This window comes from Alteromonas sp. MmMcT2-2, assembly GCF_022348305.1.
Lineage (GTDB): Bacteria > Pseudomonadota > Gammaproteobacteria > Enterobacterales > Alteromonadaceae > Alteromonas > Alteromonas macleodii.
This window is the reverse complement of the sequence record NZ_JAKRFA010000062.1, coordinates 1-16,343: the sequence shown is the minus strand read 5'-3', so window position 1 is coordinate 16,343 and position 16,343 is coordinate 1. Positions and strand designations below refer to the sequence as shown.

Here is a 16,343-nt window from a genome sequence, read left to right as displayed (position 1 = left end):
CCAGAAACTGGGATAAGATCGGAAGCGTAGAGCTAAATCCGGAGAATAAAAAAGAAGCAGCTTAACAGCTCAGGCGACAACTACCTTGAAAAACGCCGTGACTGGCATGATAGAGCGCTTTGATTTGATGCATATTCCGGCTAATCCGGACACCGGCACCGGTTTAATCCGGACGCCTGTTTTCCTCGCTTTTCTCTAACCCTATTTTTATCCTATCTGTCCGGATTGCGCCAGTTTTCTCATTGATTCTCCTCCCAACTCAATCCGATGACTGTTGTGGATCAGCCTGTCCAGCAAGGCATCTGCCACCGTGGCGTTGCCTATCATGTTGTACCATTCTTTAACCGGGAGCTGGCTTACCATGATGGTACTGGCTGTTTGATAACGATCCTCCAGTAACTCCAGCAGATGACCGGCTTGCTCCTGGCTCATCTTTTCCATTCCCCAGTCATCGATTACCAGCAGCTGTTTCTTTGATAAGGCCAGAAGCTGTTTTTGATAACTGCCATCCAGCCGTCCTGAACTCAGATCATCCAGTAAACGGCTAAGGCGGTAGTAACGAACGCTGTACGTCTGCTCACAGGCCTGGGTTGCCAATGCGCAGGCCACGTAAGTTTTACCGGCACCTGTTGGTCCGGTGATCAGGATATTCTGGTGCTTTAGCAGGTAGCTCCCGGTTAATAGTTCACTTATCTGAATGCGTTTTAGGCCCCGATCCTCTTTGTAGATAAGCTGATTAGGTGAGGCATCAATACGTAGCTTGGCTTGTCGTTTAAGGCGTTCGATCCTGGCCCGGCTTCGCCCCAGCACCTCGCTTTCAAGGCGCAGACTAAGCCGCTCCTCGAACGTTAACTCGGCGTAGGTGGAGAGTTGCTCCCGCTGCTGTTCAAGGCCCTTGGCGGCGTGACCAAGACGCAGGGTTCTTAGTTGTTCATTAAGCTGATTCATGTCGTTCTCCTAGTGGTAACTATTTGGGCCACGCACATTGCTGTGCTGGATATCCGGGGTGGTATGAGACTCGGAAGATAACTGGCCTTCCCGGTGGTTTTTAAGCAGGTTTCTGATAAAACGCAGATAGGGTTTATTCACCATCAGCGCATCTTTACAGGCCTGTTCCAGGCGCACATCGCCGTATTTTTTGGTGAGATTAAGCAGACCAAGACAACTACGGTACGCTTGCGCGGGGTGATCTTTGGCGCTGAGCTGAGTACTGACAACCTGCCGGGTAGCCGCCCCAACATTGCCACCCCAGTTCAGTAAGCGCTCCGGTGACCACTTCTGGTACTGATGGTTGCTGGGCATATGCTCCGTGTGAGTACTGAGGCCGTGCGCTTTCTGGCTGGCCGGATGTTGAGACACCAGGTTTCCCTGGTGGTAGATCTGGATTAGCCGCACGTTCGCCTCCAGTTCAACATGCTGGCCTACCAGTTGGTGAGGGACCGAGTAATAGTGTTGTCTGTATTCGATGTGATAGTCCGGCCCTACCTTGGCGCGTTTGCTTTCTGTATACAGATAGCGCTGAACCGGGAGAGGTTTCAGGGCGGGTTTATCCAGGCTGTCGAATAAGGCTTTACGGCTCGCGCCCAGTTGTTTCATCTCTCTTTGATTCAGATCGTCCATCAGCTCGCGGATCGCCAGATTTAATACATGGAAGGTATGGAATACGCGGTGGCGAAGACGCATCATGATCCAGCGTTCAACAATCAGTACCGCGTTTTCTGCCTTGGCTTTATCCTTCGGTTTATAAGGTCGCGTGGGCATCACCGCAGTGCCGTAATGATTCGCGAGTTTACGATAACTGTCGTTGAGTTTCGGCTCGTAACGATCCGTTTTGGTGACCGCGGCTTTAAGGTTATCCGGGATCAGAAGCGCTGGCACGCCTCCGAAGTGCGTGAAGGCGTTTGCGTGCGCTTCCAGCCAATGCTCCAGTTTTTGACTTGGGCAGGCTTCGACGTAGGTGTAATTGGATGCCCCCAACGTTGCAACGAAGATCTGCGCATAACGAACCTCTCCGGTATCAGGATTCACGACCGGGATTGTCGGGCCACAGTAGTCGATAAACAGCTTATCGCCGGCAGTGTGGATCTGACGCATACTCCGCTTTTGCATCTTATGCCATCGAAGGTAATGCTCACAGAACTGACTGTAACGGTAGGCTCTGTGCTGATGCTCGGCGACATATTCTTCCCACAGAAGCTGCTTGGTCATGCCTTTACGCTTAAGCTCGATAAAGCACTGGGCGAAATCAGGCATGACCTTATTTTGAGCCGCCGTTTTTTCCCGATACAGGGCCTGTGTTAACGCGGTATCGGAGCAGTTGTCGGTAAGTGGCCAGCGCAATGCGCTTTGTTCAAAGCGCGTCAGGATATCAGAGATGGTCGAGCGTCCTGCCTTCGTACAGGCGGCGATCTTTCTGACAGAAAAACCACATTCGAATTTAAGGCGCAAAATCTCTTTGATATTTGCCATAGATGTCCTCTTTTTTGTCATGCTCACGTCCTCGCTATAATTCAATCGATAACGAGGATTGTGACTAATTGATTTAAAAGAGAAAAGAGAGGGATTCCGGCATTCCGGACAGGGTTTCCGCCTAATCGGACAGTGATTCCGGAGTTAGCAGAAAACTGGCTGGTTTATCCCGGAATCGGTGTCCGGATTAAAACGGAAAGGGTGTCCGGATAATGCCGGAATCGATGTCCGGATTGCTCCGGTGTATGCAGGGGCTGCCACTATATCTGATATTCTCGGTAAATTCAGAACCCTGGATTGTGGCTGGCCGTTACCTGAGCATGCCTCCGATCAATGGCTACATCAGTCACTTTATCCTGACAGGAAAGCGGGCCGTATTAAACCTGATTATGGCCTGATGGATATTGAACTGCGGCGTAAAGGTGTAACTAAACTGCTGCTCTGGGAGGAATATCAGGCTAATTACCCTGATGCTTGCTATAGCTACAGCCAGTTTTGCGACAATTATCGTGAATGGAAATCCCAGCAAAAGCGCTCGATGCGATTTACGCATAAAGCAGGCGAGAAGCTATTTATCGACTTCTGTGGGCCGACATTACCGATTGTAAATCCCGGCACCGGAGAAGTGCGTAATGCCCAGGTCTTTGTTGCGGTACTGGGCGCGTCAAACTACACCTTTGCGATTGCCACAGAAAACCAGAAGCTCGAAAGCTGGCTGGAGGCGCATGTGGCTATGTTTGCCTTCTTCGGCGGCGTGCCGCAATTGCTGGTACCGGACAATCTCAAGTCAGCGGTCACCAGAGCCTGTCGATTTGAACCTCAGTTGAATACAGCTTACCAGTCATTAGCGAATCATTATGGCTGCGCCGTGATGCCTGCAAGACCTCTGAAGCCAAAAGATAAAGCGAAAGCAGAAAATGCCGTACTCATTGTGGAACGATGGATAATGGCAAAATTGCGGCATCAGGTCTTCCATACCTTATCAGGCCTTAATGTTGCTATTCGGGCGTTACTGCATGAACTGAATCAGAAACCATTCCAGCGATTACCGGGAAACCGACAAACCTTGTTTGAATCGCTGGATAAACCAGAGCTGGCCCCGTTACCCACAACACCATGGGAATACACTGAAATCCATATTGCCAGAGTCGGTATTGATTACCATGTCTTGTACAAAGACCATTTCTACTCAGTTCCTCACCTCTTTGTCGGCAAGTCAGTTGAAATACAGGCTTCTAAGCGGCTTATTCGGATTTACTACCAACGCGAGTGCATTGCACAACACATGCGTAGTGACCGAAAAGGTGGCTTTACCTGTGTTGATGAGCATATGCCTGCCAATCATCAGCATCAGAAATGGTCACCCGGAAGACTCAAGAACTGGGCAAAGCAGATCGGCCCTTCCACACTTGAAGTCACCGACGCCATTCTGCAAAGCAAACCACATCCAGAGCAAGGTTATCGGGCCTGCCTTGGGCTACTTAACCTTGCAAAGAAATACGGCGAAAGTCGCCTGGAACAAGCCTGTCGCCGGGCTATTGATATAGGTAATCCCTGTCGAGCCAGCGTGAAATCGCTGTTGCACACCCACCTTGATAATGCCCCGAAAGTGGATGACGTTGAAACGCCCAATCTCACTCATCACAACATCCGCGGCCCTAAATATTACAAATAAGGAACTCAAATGAACGATCTACTCATCCAACAATTACAGCAACTGCGCATGACAGGGATTGCGGATATGTTAAAACAGCAACGCGCTCAACCCAACACCTACTGTGAATTAGCCTTCGAGGAACGGTTGTCCCTGCTGGTTGACCATGAAATGAACCAAAGACGGACAAACCGCATCAACCGACTTCGTAAACAGGCACGACTCAGGTTAAATGCAACACCGGAAGAACTGTCATACGACAATGGCCGCGGATTACAAAAGCCAAGAATGGCCGATTTATTAAATGGCGGATATCTTAGTCATCATCAGAATATCATTGTTACCGGAGCCACAGGTGGCGGTAAAACCTATGTAGCTTGTGCGCTTGGTGAACAAGCGTGTCGCCAGGGAATACGTGTTGGTTACTGGCGATTACCACGATTAAACGAGCACTTACACATCGGCCACGCTGATGGCAGTTACACCAAGCAGCTAGCAACGATAGCGAAACAACAGCTACTGATCCTGGATGACTGGGGACTGGAAAAACTCACCGTCAAACAGGCAACAGACTTACTGGAGGTGGTAGAAGACAGGCACGACGTAAGTAGCACCATCATCTGTAGTCAGCTACCTGTAGAGCAATGGCATTCAATGATAAGTAACGGCACGGTTGCCGATGCGCTACTAGATCGCCTCATCCACAATGCTCACCGGATAACCCTCACTGGGGAGTCAATGAGAAAGCAACAAACCATGAGGTAAATACCTGTGGCAGACTGCGGTCTGCCACAACTACTGATCGGGCAAGCCATAATACCAGTGATCGGGTGTATCAGAATTGGGGTGATCGAGAGGCCGGAATTAGTGATCGGTAAATGCCTAATACGCAGTTGGGAGAGCACCGCCCTTACAAGGCGGGGGTCACTGGTTCAAGCCCAGTATCGTCCACCACTTTGTTTTAAGTGTTAGGTAGACAAAAGACTTGCGTAGCTAAAGAAAATAAGGGAAAACACCTTCTGCTCTTTACAAGCCCGCACCAAGTCACTGGATAAAGCCCAGTATCGTCCACCACTTCTGCTTTTAGCAAAATGTCTCTGAAAATGATTGGACGATTAGCTCAGTTGGGAGAGCACCGCCCTTACAAGGCGGGGGTCACTGGTTCAAGCCCAGTATCGTCCACCAATCATTTACCCTTAGATTCATATCACTATCTGATATATATGGACGATTAGCTCAGTTGGGAGAGCACCGCCCTTACAAGGCGGGGGTCACTGGTTCAAGCCCAGTATCGTCCACCACTTACTTTTATTTTTATCTATTTTATCCATAGTTATTTGCTGTACGCAGTTAAAAGCGGTGCGAGCACCTTCTACTCTTTACAACCCGCACCAAGTCACTTGTTCAAGCTCAGTATCGTCCACCACTTTATTGTTTTCGCGTAATATTTAATAAAAACTAAAGACAAACTGTTCAATTCAGCTAACTGTCATTCCCGAATGTTTTTATCGGGAATCTCCCGAAAAGTACGTTAAAAGCATCATTACGTTCAGGAGATACGGCAACAAGTGCGGTATGACAATACCTATATTTTCTTGAATACGACAAGCTGAACTAGAGTAAACTCTTATTAGAAGGTAAAAAGCTATTGCTCGAAAGTTATAGCTTATTCTTATGTACTAATTAAAAACTATTTATACCTTTAGCGATTTGAATACCTAATAAACTGAATCAACTGCTGTACTTGCTGATTATTAGGTACTAATTGATTAAGCTGATAAGCGTAATGTAACGCTTCATCAAACGATTTAAGCGAAATTAAAACACTCACTAACCCGTAAAGATAATCTGGATTGTTAGGCACTATTTGATGTGCTAAACCATAATCAGCTTTAGCTGCTTGAAGTTGCTGGTTTTCTTGTAATAAAACGGCCCTAGTATATAAATATCTAGGATTTCTAGCCTCATTAGCTACCGCTTTATCAAACAATGGTAAAGCTGCTTGTTTATTCTTTTGGCGCACTTTAGAAAGCGCTAACTGAAAATATAAATCTGCGGCTTTATTATTAACTTCTAGCCCTTGTTTTAGTATTTTTTCTACTTTGAATTCATCGCCTTGTTGTCGATAAACTTCAGCTAAATAAACATAAGCAGGCATAAAAATATCTTCTACTTTTATCGCAGTTAATAAAGCTTCTTCAGCTTGTTTAAAGTCTCTTTTCAAAGCATACACTTGTCCAATATTTACGTGGGCGGTCGCTCTATCAGCTTGATACAATTGTCCTTCAATGTATTCTGCAACCGCTTTTTCTAACTGTTGCCGTTTTTCTCCAACAAATGTCGGATCAGCCAGGTTTTCCACCAACTGGCGCCCTGCCGCCATTCTGACAGGCTTTTCTTGATGTGTAAGTAAAGGGATAAGCTTTAGTGAGCGATTGATTAAACTTAATTGCCCTGATGCTCTAATCGCAGCGAGTACCAACATAATATCGCTACTATTAAGCTGCTTACTAATAAAGCCAATAAGTTCTCTATTATTTCTAGCACCAAATATACGTGAAACAGCCGAAGCCCTAATAAGTTCAGGGTTTGTCGGGACATTGGCAATAGCCATTAATGCAGGTATAGCGGTAAAGTCGCCGCTATCAGCTAAAGCAAAGGCATGAGCGTAGCCTTTTTCTTTCTGATATGTTGAATTAGGAAACCACTTTGTTAACTGTTTGGCATGTTGGTCATTGGCTATATCACTATGACAAGACTGGCAAGCATTTGGCACACCAAGCGTGACACTTAAATCAGGACGCGGAACTTTAAACGAATGGTCACGACGATCATCAACTTCCATATAAGTGGTTTCAGGCATATGGCAATTAACACATTGTGAACCAGCTGAATTAGCAAGGTGTTGGTGATGTGATCTAATATCGTACTGCTCTGCACTATGACATTGGGTACAGGTGGCGTTACCTTCATGTTTAAGCTTTAAAGTATGCGGATCATGGCAATTAGTACAAGTAACACCATTTTGATACATTTTACTTTGCTTGAACGAACCATATACATATACTTCATCAAAAATTTGCCCGTCAGGGTAATATAAAGGCGTATTTACTAATGACGATTGATATTGCTGATGATATGGCACTGATTCAGTGTGATCTGACAGTTGTGATCTTCGGCTATGACACTGAGCACATACTTCCACTTGCTGTGTTTTTTTCACTCGCGTTGTTGGAAATAGCTTACCTAAGTCATTAGTAGCAAATGCGGGTACTTTTGTTGAAATATCTTGGCTAAAGCCAAATTTATTTTTATTACTGTCAGGATTTTTTATTTTACTATCAGGATTTTTTACCCACGTTAAATGTTGCTCACTTCCCTGATGACAAGCGGAACAACTAACATTAATGATGTCATAACTCGACTGATATGAAAGTGTTTCTAAATCAAAGCCTTTCTTAAAGTTTGTACTGTGGCAATCGGCGCAGTTTTGATTCCAGTTTTGCCCCATTTGCGTCCAATGAAATTCATCTTCAGCATTAAGTTCAGGATAAAGGTTAAACCACCTTTGTCCACCTTCAGCTTTTGAGCGACTGTCCCAAGCGTAAGGAATAAATTGATACTTTCCTGCTCCATCACTAAACATATATTGTTGTAGCGGGTAATAACCAAAAGTATAAAGTAACTCTTTAGTTACTGGGCTTCCATCTACTCCAGGCATAGTTATTAAATACTTGTCGTCTTGAATCAGTAGCTTTATTTCTTCATCGTTTAGCTTAACCTTGCCTAAAGTAAAATCTCCCAAATTAGAGTCCGATGATACTTCAGCCATAGAGTGAAAATGGTGTGAGCTTTTCCAAGCTAGTGTTTGAGTTTGATGACAAGAAGCACAGCTTAAGTCTTTGTTAGCTTCACTTTTAAAACTAACAAATAATGAAAAGACAAAGAAACACCAAATTAAAGCCATTGATGTTTTAAACCGAATTAGCAAAGTTATCCCTTAAAATTAATAAATTAAAACAAAACTTAAAGAAGTTTTTTAGCTATTACGCAAGATAAAATAAATTTATTGCCCAGTGCTCTTAAACACCCGATACACAAATAATGTGATTAACTACATGGTTGTAATGCTAACCATTTACAAAGCAAAGCTTATCAATCTATAAATTATTAATTCTACACAACTTAGCCTAAGCTTGTTGGAATAACTTTACACCTTGCTCATTAAGAGTCACTTTTAAGCGACCCGCTTTAACCAATATTTGCAAACTAGCTAATGCTTCACCAAATGCAAATAAGTCATTACCTGAGTCAACTTCACAGTTAAATAACACTTGATAAGTTTCATTAACTTGTTTGGGTTCTTTACAATGCAGATAAAGCTGTTCAAGCTTTTCTTTATGCCCATAAACTATTTTATTTAATCGGCTAACACCACCATAAAAAGCTAAACCATGTGCTGGCAAAATCAAGGTTTCATCTGTAATCACTGTTGATATGTGCTGTGCTGAATCAAAATATAATTGCATAGGGTTAGCATCAGGCGCATCAGGCCAAATACTGATATTTGGCGTGATACTCGGTAATATTTGATCACCAGCAATAAGAATATCTAATTCCTGACAATAAAAACATGCATGCTCCGACGCATGGCCATAGCCCATCACTATTCGCCATTGATGATTACCTAAAGTAACTATTTGCTCATCTTGTAATACCTGACAAGGTGAGTCTACAGGGTAAATAATACTGCGAAAGGTATCAATATTCCTAAAATAAGCCTTTACTTGTTTTTGTCCTTCACCGTATCCAGTATAAAACTCATTGAGCTGATCTCTTGGTACACTTGGCTCACAAGAAAATAACATTTGATAATATTTGTAATCAGGCATTGAAATACTAAAACTAGGCTTGTGCTCTAGCTCTTCAAGTAGCCAACCCACTAAGCCAATATGATCAGGGTGACCATGAGTACAAATAATGCGAGTGATTGGTTTACCTTTTAACTGGTTATTTATTACCGCAAGCCACTGCTCTTTGGCTTTTGATGTATTCGGGCCAGTATCAATTACCACCCAACCATCAGCTTCTTCTATTAGCCAAATATTTATATGATCAAGTGCAAATGGCATACTAATGCGCAGCCAATATAAGTTATTACCTACATGCAACAGGTGTTGAGGTTCGGGGGCTTTTTCTTTGAAATTCTTTAACATTTTATACTTTCCAAAAATAGACGAGCGAAAAAAAGGCGATAGTAAGGTAACAATGTCACCTTACTTTCGCCTTAACTTGCGAGCAATTATTCGAGTTTAATTTAGAAGTTAAAACCTACTTCGAAGTTAATACGACGTTTACTTTGATGAACACCATTAGAATATGCACCTGCAATTAATGGGATCTTAGTTAGGTAAACTTCATAGTCTTCATCTAACAAGTTGTTTACAGTAAATGCAGCATGCCAATTGCTGTCTGCTGGTGTTAGTGTGACGCGATAGTCAACTAAAGCGTAGCCATCCTGAGTAAGGTTTACTTCATTATCTGAATCGACCGTATGTTTAGACTTATAGCTAACACTTAACATATTAACTAATTCATAATCACCAAACACTTCTGCAATATGCTCCACAGCTACAACCGCAGTAAACTCAGGCACCCAAGCAAGGCTATCACCAGACCAGTCACACTTGCCATCTGCGCCCTGCTCACCTCTATAAACTTCAGTTAAGCTACACGCTGCACCTTGGAATTCATCGTAGTAAAAATCTAAGTATTCCGCATTTGCAGTAATTTTTAGATCATCTGTTGCTTGCCAGATAAACTCTACATCAACACCTTTTTGAATTGATTTACCTGCATTACCTACGTTAAATCCAATAGAACCATTGAAAATCGACGTTTGTAGGTTGTCGTAAACACCATAAAAGGCTGCAACATTCAAGCGAACTGTTTCCCAGTCTGACTTAAAGCCCACTTCCCACGCTGATACACTTTCATCTTCAAATTCAGTATCTTCTGGCGTACCCGCTGAAGGTCCAGGTGATGTGCCAAGAGGGCTCGCTGTAACTGGGCCTTCATAAAGCGTATCAAAACCACCCGCTTTAGCACCATCGGCGTAATTTACATAACCCATAAAGTCATCAGAGAAATGATAACTAGCACTTGCTTGTAACATTAAGTGATCTTCTTCGCGTACCATATCTTGAAATTCATGCGGAGCACCCACAGACTTTAAAACCCCCCAATAACTAAACAATGCAGGCGTTAAACCAGCAAATGGGTGACCTTCAGGGTATGGCGCTTCATCGTACGTAGAACCATCAATATCAAGTAATCTTAAACCTTGTGTTGCAGTTTTAGTAATATCGGTATAACGAACACCAAGCGTTAAACTCAATTTATCTGTTGGATTGTAGTCAAATTGCGTAAATATCGCTTGCTGTTCAGTATTCTGCCTTAAATAGTTTGAACGAGAAAATGAACCAAACTCTAATGGGCTACCAATTAATGTGCTTACATAAGGCATATAAAAGTCAACATCAAAACCTGTATTAAAATCTGCATCTTGATAATAAAGGCCTGCCATAATGTTTAATTGGTCGTTTATTTCAGTATCTAAACGCAATTCTTGAGAAAACTGACTGTAATCTTCAGGTGTATTTGTCGACATAAAGTTTGCCGGTGTCATATCAACATCAAGCGTATGATAATAATCATAATTACTGTCAGCAGTAATTGACGTTAATGTCATGTCGTCGTTAATGTTCCAAACCACTTCCAACATGGTTTCGTCACTGTCGTTATAGTTACCCGACGGACCATTGTTAAAAATACTATCGTCATTACCCGTATTTAAATCACCTGTGCCAATACCAAACGGAGCTAATGGCGAATTAGGGTTTGGTGTAAAATCAGGGTTTACATGCGCATAAATAGCTAACGATTCACCATGTTTTTCAAAATCTGCTTGTTCATGACGAAGGTAAATACTCCATTCATCACTCGGCTCCCATACCGCACTGACACGAAACGCTGAATCTTCATAAGAGTTTTCAACTTTACCCGTATAATGGTTAAATGCCGCACCACCACTTTGGTCACGCCATTTACCCGCAACGCGAACAGCAAATTCGTCTGTTACTGGTATATTTACACCGCCTAAAATTTGTGACTCTTCATATTCTGTTTCATATTTAACGGTAAAGTTACCATTTAGTTCATCACCAACTTCAGGACGCTTAGTAGCCATGCTTAACGCACCACCAACTGAGCTGTTACCGTAAAGTGACACTTGTGGGCCCTTTAATACCTCCACACGCTCCATATCGAAGAAACCTGAACGCAGTTGATTCATACGACCACGGTATACACCGTCTACATATGTTCCTACAGACTGTTCAAATGACTGGTTATCACCTGATGAAACACCACGAAGTGATAAACGTGAATGGTTAGCTAGTTCTGGCTGTTCAAGACCTGGAACAAACTTAGTAAGGTCGTTAACACTGTGTACGCCCATGCCTTCCATATGTTCGCCTGTTACCGCGTTAACACTTGAAGGTACTGTTTGAACTGACTCTACTCTTTTACGAGCTGTTACTTGGATGACTTCTAAGCCAGATTTCTCTTTGGCTTTTTCAGCCTGCTCACCAGCAGCTTCTTCTGCGTACAAGCTGCCTGAAAATAAGAATGAAACCCCGATAGCCGCCGCTAAGCGACTTTTTACAAAAACATTGTTGGTTCTCATAACTTTCCCCGATTGTTAATTTCACTTAAATTTATTGTTATCTTTTATCAATAGTAGAGTCCTTTATGCGAAATTCAGGTCATATTCTGCTATTTAATTGTCTTAAATATAGCTAACGTTTTAAAATTTGATAGAAAAGTAACTAAGTTTTGTAGGCTCATATCCAAAACGACATTCAAGCTAGACCGTTATACATTTGGGGCTTTGATAAGTTTCTTTAGAATCGTTCAATGCTTTATCAAGTAGGTAAAAAGACGTCAAATTAAGCAAAAATAAATTTATAATAAACCAAGTTCTCGTGCTTTTGAGGTAGCTTGATTTCTTCTTTTAACCCCTAATTTTGAAAATAAATTGCTTAAATGCCACTTAACTGTACTTTCTGACAAGCTTAGTAACGCACTAATTTTGCTATTAGTATGGCCTTTATTAATGAGGTGCAATAACTCTTCTTCTCGCTTGGTAAGTGGTTCAATTAGCCTATTATTTACTTCTTCGTATTGCGCCGCGTTAGCTTCAATACCAAAAGCGGCTAATAAAGATGCTATATAAAGTGCTAGTTTAGAGTTATAGTCATCTAAGGTTTGGTATAACTCTTTTAATAGCTCGCTAATCACTTCGCCTTCATCAACAAACGTCCGAACAAACCCTTCATTTTGGCCTTGAGCTACTAATTTAGTTAGCAGCCTTAATGCTTGTCTATGTTCATTGCTCTGCTTTAACGCAACTACTTTTAAAACTTCTAATTTTAATATGCGATAATGGCGATTAGGTTGCGACTGCTCGATTGCATCAGCTATTTGCTTTAACGCTTTCTTGTATTGCTGGTTTGCTAACAAAAGTCGAATGCTGGTAATAGTATCAGCCTCATTGTCTGCAGCGATTGAGCACTGCGCTTTTTTAACCACTAAATTTTCGCTACTAATACGTTCAGCAATGTCGTTTGCTAATATGACCTCACCATTATTAAGGTGGATCCTCACCAGCTCCCACCGCGCAATAGCCGAAAGTCGAGGTAAATGATCGGAATAACCTATCTGTTCAAGTGTCTCAATTACTTTAATAGCATCATTAGTATTATTTTTTGCCAAATGAATTCGCGCCAAGCATAAATAACTTACTGCTAACCATTCTGGTAACGCAAACTGCCTAATTAACGAGAGGTTTCTTGTAAGAATAGTTTCGCAGTCATCTAACTTATTCGTTTCATATAGTAAACTTGTATACGCTGGAAGTACGCCATAAGCATTTGCTGACTCAATAAAGTCTTGCTGATAAAAATCTCTAAGCCCTTGCTCAGCTACTGCGAGTGCTCTTTTAAGTTTTCCTTGCAATAATAGAGCAAAAGCTTGAACGGCATGAGCATAAGTTACGGTAAAAAAAACATTATCTGATGATTTGTTTTTACCCATAAATTGCGTTAACGCCAACGCATTCATACCATCAATTCTTGCATCTTCAAATTTTGCTTGGCTTAAATGGATGTACGCTTGAATATTATAAAAACCAATTCTAACCAATGAATGGTTACTAGGTTGATTATCAGCCAACAATGCTTGTACTACGTTTAGCGTCTCATCATTATTGTCAGACATTATGCTAAACGATATTTTTAAAGACGTAAAAATACGCTGCTGCTCTTTAGTTAACTTATTAGCCTTTTGCCACTCACTAATTTGAGAAATATCCTTCTCAACCAATAATGTGCGTTTATAAAATAAATCAGCCCATGTTTTTGCTAAATACAAATTAATATGTTGATTTAATAACTCAGAAGAAATGCTATTTGTCCAATCAGCTAATGTATTAAACTGCGCTTTTCTTAACATAGGTAGAGCAAAGTCATCCATCATTTGAGCGGCAAGTTCATTGGCATTACCAGCTATAGCATGCTCTATTGCTAATCTTGGCCTGTTATTTTCTTTAAACCACTTTGCCGCTTTAACGTGCAATGGCTCTACCTGTTCTGCATAATCTCGTTTTAATAGTTTAATTAAAAAGCTTGCAAACAATTGGTGATAACTTAACCAAGATTGTTGTTGATTGGTTGACTCAATCAATATCGACTCTTCAAGATCTTCATTTAGCATTGTCGCTGCTCTTCCAGCGGAAAAAGTGTCAGCTAATAAATGCTGGCAAAGTGGCAAATTAAACTCTGACAGAATTGATGTCTTTACTAAAAACTCTTGTTGTTCAGCAGATTTGTGGTTAAAAATGTTTTCAATTAAATAATCATCAAACAGCTCACTGGTAACTTTTCCGTCTACCGTCAGTTGACTAAGTTGCTCTGGTTGTTTGATCAAAAAAGTAGACAGCTTTAATGCTGCAGGCCAGCCATCGGTTAATTCATATAATTTGCATATTTTTTCTTCATTTAGTTGAATATCACCAAAACGAGAAAAATATACTTTAGTTTGCTCAAAGCTAAATTTTAGCTCCGATGTTGAAACCTCTATTAAGTTATCTGCTATTTTCAATTTTGACAAAGCAAGCTTTGGCGCAGTGCGAGAAGCAATAATAATTTGCTGATGACTTTTTAAATGATTAAGGGCGTCACTTAAAATACTTAACGTTGACGGTTCTGTTATTACGTCAAAATTATCAAGAAAAAGATAAAAAGGCTGTTCATTATCAGCAATAGCCGACAACAATACATTTAAGTCGTCAGTATTATGTGGGTTTTCTTTTGTAGCTACTTTACTCGAGCCCGATACTGATGCATTACTAGCTTCACTAACCACTTGCAATAAACGTGATATATCATTGTCAGCTTTTTCTAAATTAATCCAAATTGTGCGGGCTTTTTTTGCTTGTAACCAAGCAAGGTATTGTAAAAGTAAGGTTGTTTTACCATAACCAGCAAGCCCTTGCACTATCGCTACATTACGTAACGGTTTTGCAGTTAAATGCTGAACTAATTCTGTCTGCTCTATTAAATGTTTGGTAATTACTTTAGGAGTAAATTTAGCTGCAGAAATTTGCACAAAGCGCCCTATTATTCATAATTAGTAATGTAGATGCGTCAAAGTAATACGCATATGCTAGCCCTACATTATTGATATTATTATACATTGTAGTTCTTTTTTTAATGAACAGAAACATAGTATAAAGTAATTTTCTAACGAGTATTTTATGTTTACTAGATATAGCCCGCACAGACCATTTTTTTGCTTGTTAAGACCAGCATGCCCTAATCAAAACATCTATAGTTAAAAACTAGGATAGTTTTAATCGGCTATTAATACGCTTTTTAGCTTGATAGAAATATTATAAATGTAGTTTAAATAAAATTCATAAAAACAAGCATATTCAAACTATTGAATAAACTTTTGCTCTATTAACGGACAATTATTTTGAAAATTATTACATCATTAAAAATACTTGCTCCCGAATTCAACTGCGAAGTGCGACACTCGTCAATATCAAGCAGCCAATGCCATTTCTTTAAATACAATCGCTGGCTGCTTGAAGCCTAAACACTTTCTTGGTCGATAATTTATTCGCGATAGAGCGAATTCAATATCGCTATCCGTTACTGTTGTTAGATCGGTTCCTTTTTTCACATATTGCCTTAAAAGGCCGTTAGCATTCTCATTGGCTCCACGCTCCCAAGAGCTATAAGGGTGGGCAAAATACACATCAGCTTCCAACTCCTTTGCGATGGTTTCATGACCTGCAAACTCTCTCCCGTTATCTGCCGTGATGGTATGCACATGCTCCTTATAAGGCATGAGTAGCTCTATGGTTGCTTTGGTGACATCATCTGCTGACTTAGATGGCACTTTTTTTACCACGTAAAATCGTGTTTTACGCTCCAAAATAGTCACCATAGCCCCAGTGCCGTGTTTGCCTAAGACAGTGTCGATTTCCCAATCACCAAATCGCTCCTTACTGTCAACGATGCTTGGCCGAACATCGATAGAAACGGCATTCTTGATAGCGGGCGCTTTTTCTTTTTTACCGCGACGATACCGCTTGTGTCCTTGTCTCAAATGGCGATATAGCTTGCCACCCAAGCGTTTATCCTGTGCAACAAATCGGTAGATCCACTCATGGCTGACAGCGGCACCGACTTTCGTTAATACACTGGAAATTTGCTCTGGGCTCCAATCCGCTTCTAAAAGCAAGCGGATAAAATCAACACGCTCCTGTGGTATACGGTATTTACGCGCTGATGTGCGTTTTTTGATTGATAACATCTGGGCTTCGTTAGGACAATAATGTCTGCCCTTGCGGCCGCGTTTAAGCTCCCGGTATACCGTAGAGCGATGGCACTGAACAGTTTTAGCTATTTCAGAAACCGAAATTCCCCGTTCCAAAAGAGCCGAAATCTGATATCTTCTGCCCTCGGTCAACTGCTGATAATTCATGGTAGTACTGCTTGTTTCTTTGACGAGAAGAGCGTACCACTTTTAGCAGTTGGCCTCCTCTTCTACACCTTTCCATGAATGTCGCACTTATTATCTGAAATCGGGG

The 16,343-nt window shown here is 41.6% G+C and carries 9 protein-coding genes and 2 tRNA genes; 4 read left to right on the top strand and 7 right to left on the bottom strand.

Translation table 11 applies throughout. The annotated features are described in order from the left end of the window. Positions 1-207: 207 nt before the first annotated feature. Positions 208-948, bottom strand: coding sequence for an IS21-like element helper ATPase IstB (istB, locus tag MHM99_RS19485; protein WP_187447537.1), 741 nt, complete (start codon positions 946-948; stop codon positions 208-210). A 9-nt stretch (positions 949-957) separates the two neighbouring features. Then, entirely contained in the window at positions 958-2,490 is a 1,533-nt protein-coding gene (istA, locus tag MHM99_RS19480) for an IS21 family transposase (RefSeq protein ID WP_187447536.1), read from the bottom strand. A gap of 157 nt (positions 2,491-2,647) precedes the next feature. Here istA (MHM99_RS19480) and istA (MHM99_RS19475) point away from each other — a divergent pair, with 157 nt between their 5' ends. From istA (MHM99_RS19475) to MHM99_RS19460, 4 genes are all read left to right on the top strand, one after another. Next, positions 2,648-4,144 (top strand): IS21 family transposase, encoded by a 1,497-nt coding sequence (gene istA / locus MHM99_RS19475; RefSeq protein ID WP_187447535.1) that lies wholly within the window; start codon positions 2,648-2,650, stop codon positions 4,142-4,144. Positions 4,145-4,153: 9 nt separating this feature from the next. Further along, on the top strand, positions 4,154-4,888 hold the full coding sequence (istB, locus tag MHM99_RS19470) for an IS21-like element helper ATPase IstB (protein WP_187447534.1): 735 nt from the start codon (positions 4,154-4,156) through the stop codon (positions 4,886-4,888). Positions 4,889-5,232: 344 nt separating this feature from the next. Next, positions 5,233-5,308, top strand: a tRNA-Val gene (locus MHM99_RS19465). A gap of 40 nt (positions 5,309-5,348) precedes the next feature. Next, positions 5,349-5,424 (top strand) — tRNA-Val (locus tag MHM99_RS19460). 401 nt (positions 5,425-5,825) lie between these two features. On the opposite strand, the gene MHM99_RS19455 is transcribed toward MHM99_RS19460, so the two are convergent. The 5 genes from MHM99_RS19455 to MHM99_RS19435 form a co-directional block, all read right to left on the bottom strand. After that, the gene (locus tag MHM99_RS19455) at positions 5,826-8,114 is read right to left on the bottom strand and encodes a multiheme c-type cytochrome (RefSeq protein WP_187447533.1); all 2,289 of its coding nucleotides are present in this window, start codon (positions 8,112-8,114) and stop codon (positions 5,826-5,828) included. Between the two features lie 199 nt (positions 8,115-8,313). Next, positions 8,314-9,339, bottom strand: coding sequence for an MBL fold metallo-hydrolase (locus MHM99_RS19450; RefSeq protein ID WP_024017274.1), 1,026 nt, complete (start codon positions 9,337-9,339; stop codon positions 8,314-8,316). 101 nt (positions 9,340-9,440) lie between these two features. Beyond that, positions 9,441-11,870 (bottom strand): TonB-dependent receptor, encoded by a 2,430-nt coding sequence (locus tag MHM99_RS19445; RefSeq protein WP_187447532.1) that lies wholly within the window; start codon positions 11,868-11,870, stop codon positions 9,441-9,443. A gap of 278 nt (positions 11,871-12,148) precedes the next feature. Further along, positions 12,149-14,851, bottom strand: a complete 2,703-nt coding sequence (locus tag MHM99_RS21420; protein WP_239220341.1) for a LuxR C-terminal-related transcriptional regulator — start codon at positions 14,849-14,851, stop codon at positions 12,149-12,151. A gap of 438 nt (positions 14,852-15,289) precedes the next feature. Next, a complete protein-coding gene (locus MHM99_RS19435) occupies positions 15,290-16,237 on the bottom strand; it encodes an IS30 family transposase (protein WP_041155238.1) in 948 nt (315 codons plus the stop codon). Between the last annotated feature and the right edge of the window lie 106 nt (positions 16,238-16,343).

What these genes read in the sequence shown, in the direction of transcription:
- MHM99_RS19445 (WP_187447532.1), bottom strand. Translation starts at nt 11,870, where the DNA reads ATGAGAACCAACAATGTTTTTGTAAAAAGTCGCTTAGCGGCGGCTATC.
- istB (WP_187447537.1), bottom strand. Translation starts at nt 948, where the DNA reads ATGAATCAGCTTAATGAACAACTAAGAACCCTGCGTCTTGGTCACGCC.
- istB (WP_187447534.1), top strand. Translation starts at nt 4,154, where the DNA reads ATGAACGATCTACTCATCCAACAATTACAGCAACTGCGCATGACAGGG.
- istA (WP_187447536.1), bottom strand. Translation starts at nt 2,490, where the DNA reads ATGACAAAAAAGAGGACATCTATGGCAAATATCAAAGAGATTTTGCGC.
- MHM99_RS19450 (WP_024017274.1), bottom strand. Translation starts at nt 9,339, where the DNA reads ATGTTAAAGAATTTCAAAGAAAAAGCCCCCGAACCTCAACACCTGTTG.
- MHM99_RS19435 (WP_041155238.1), bottom strand. Translation starts at nt 16,237, where the DNA reads ATGAATTATCAGCAGTTGACCGAGGGCAGAAGATATCAGATTTCGGCT.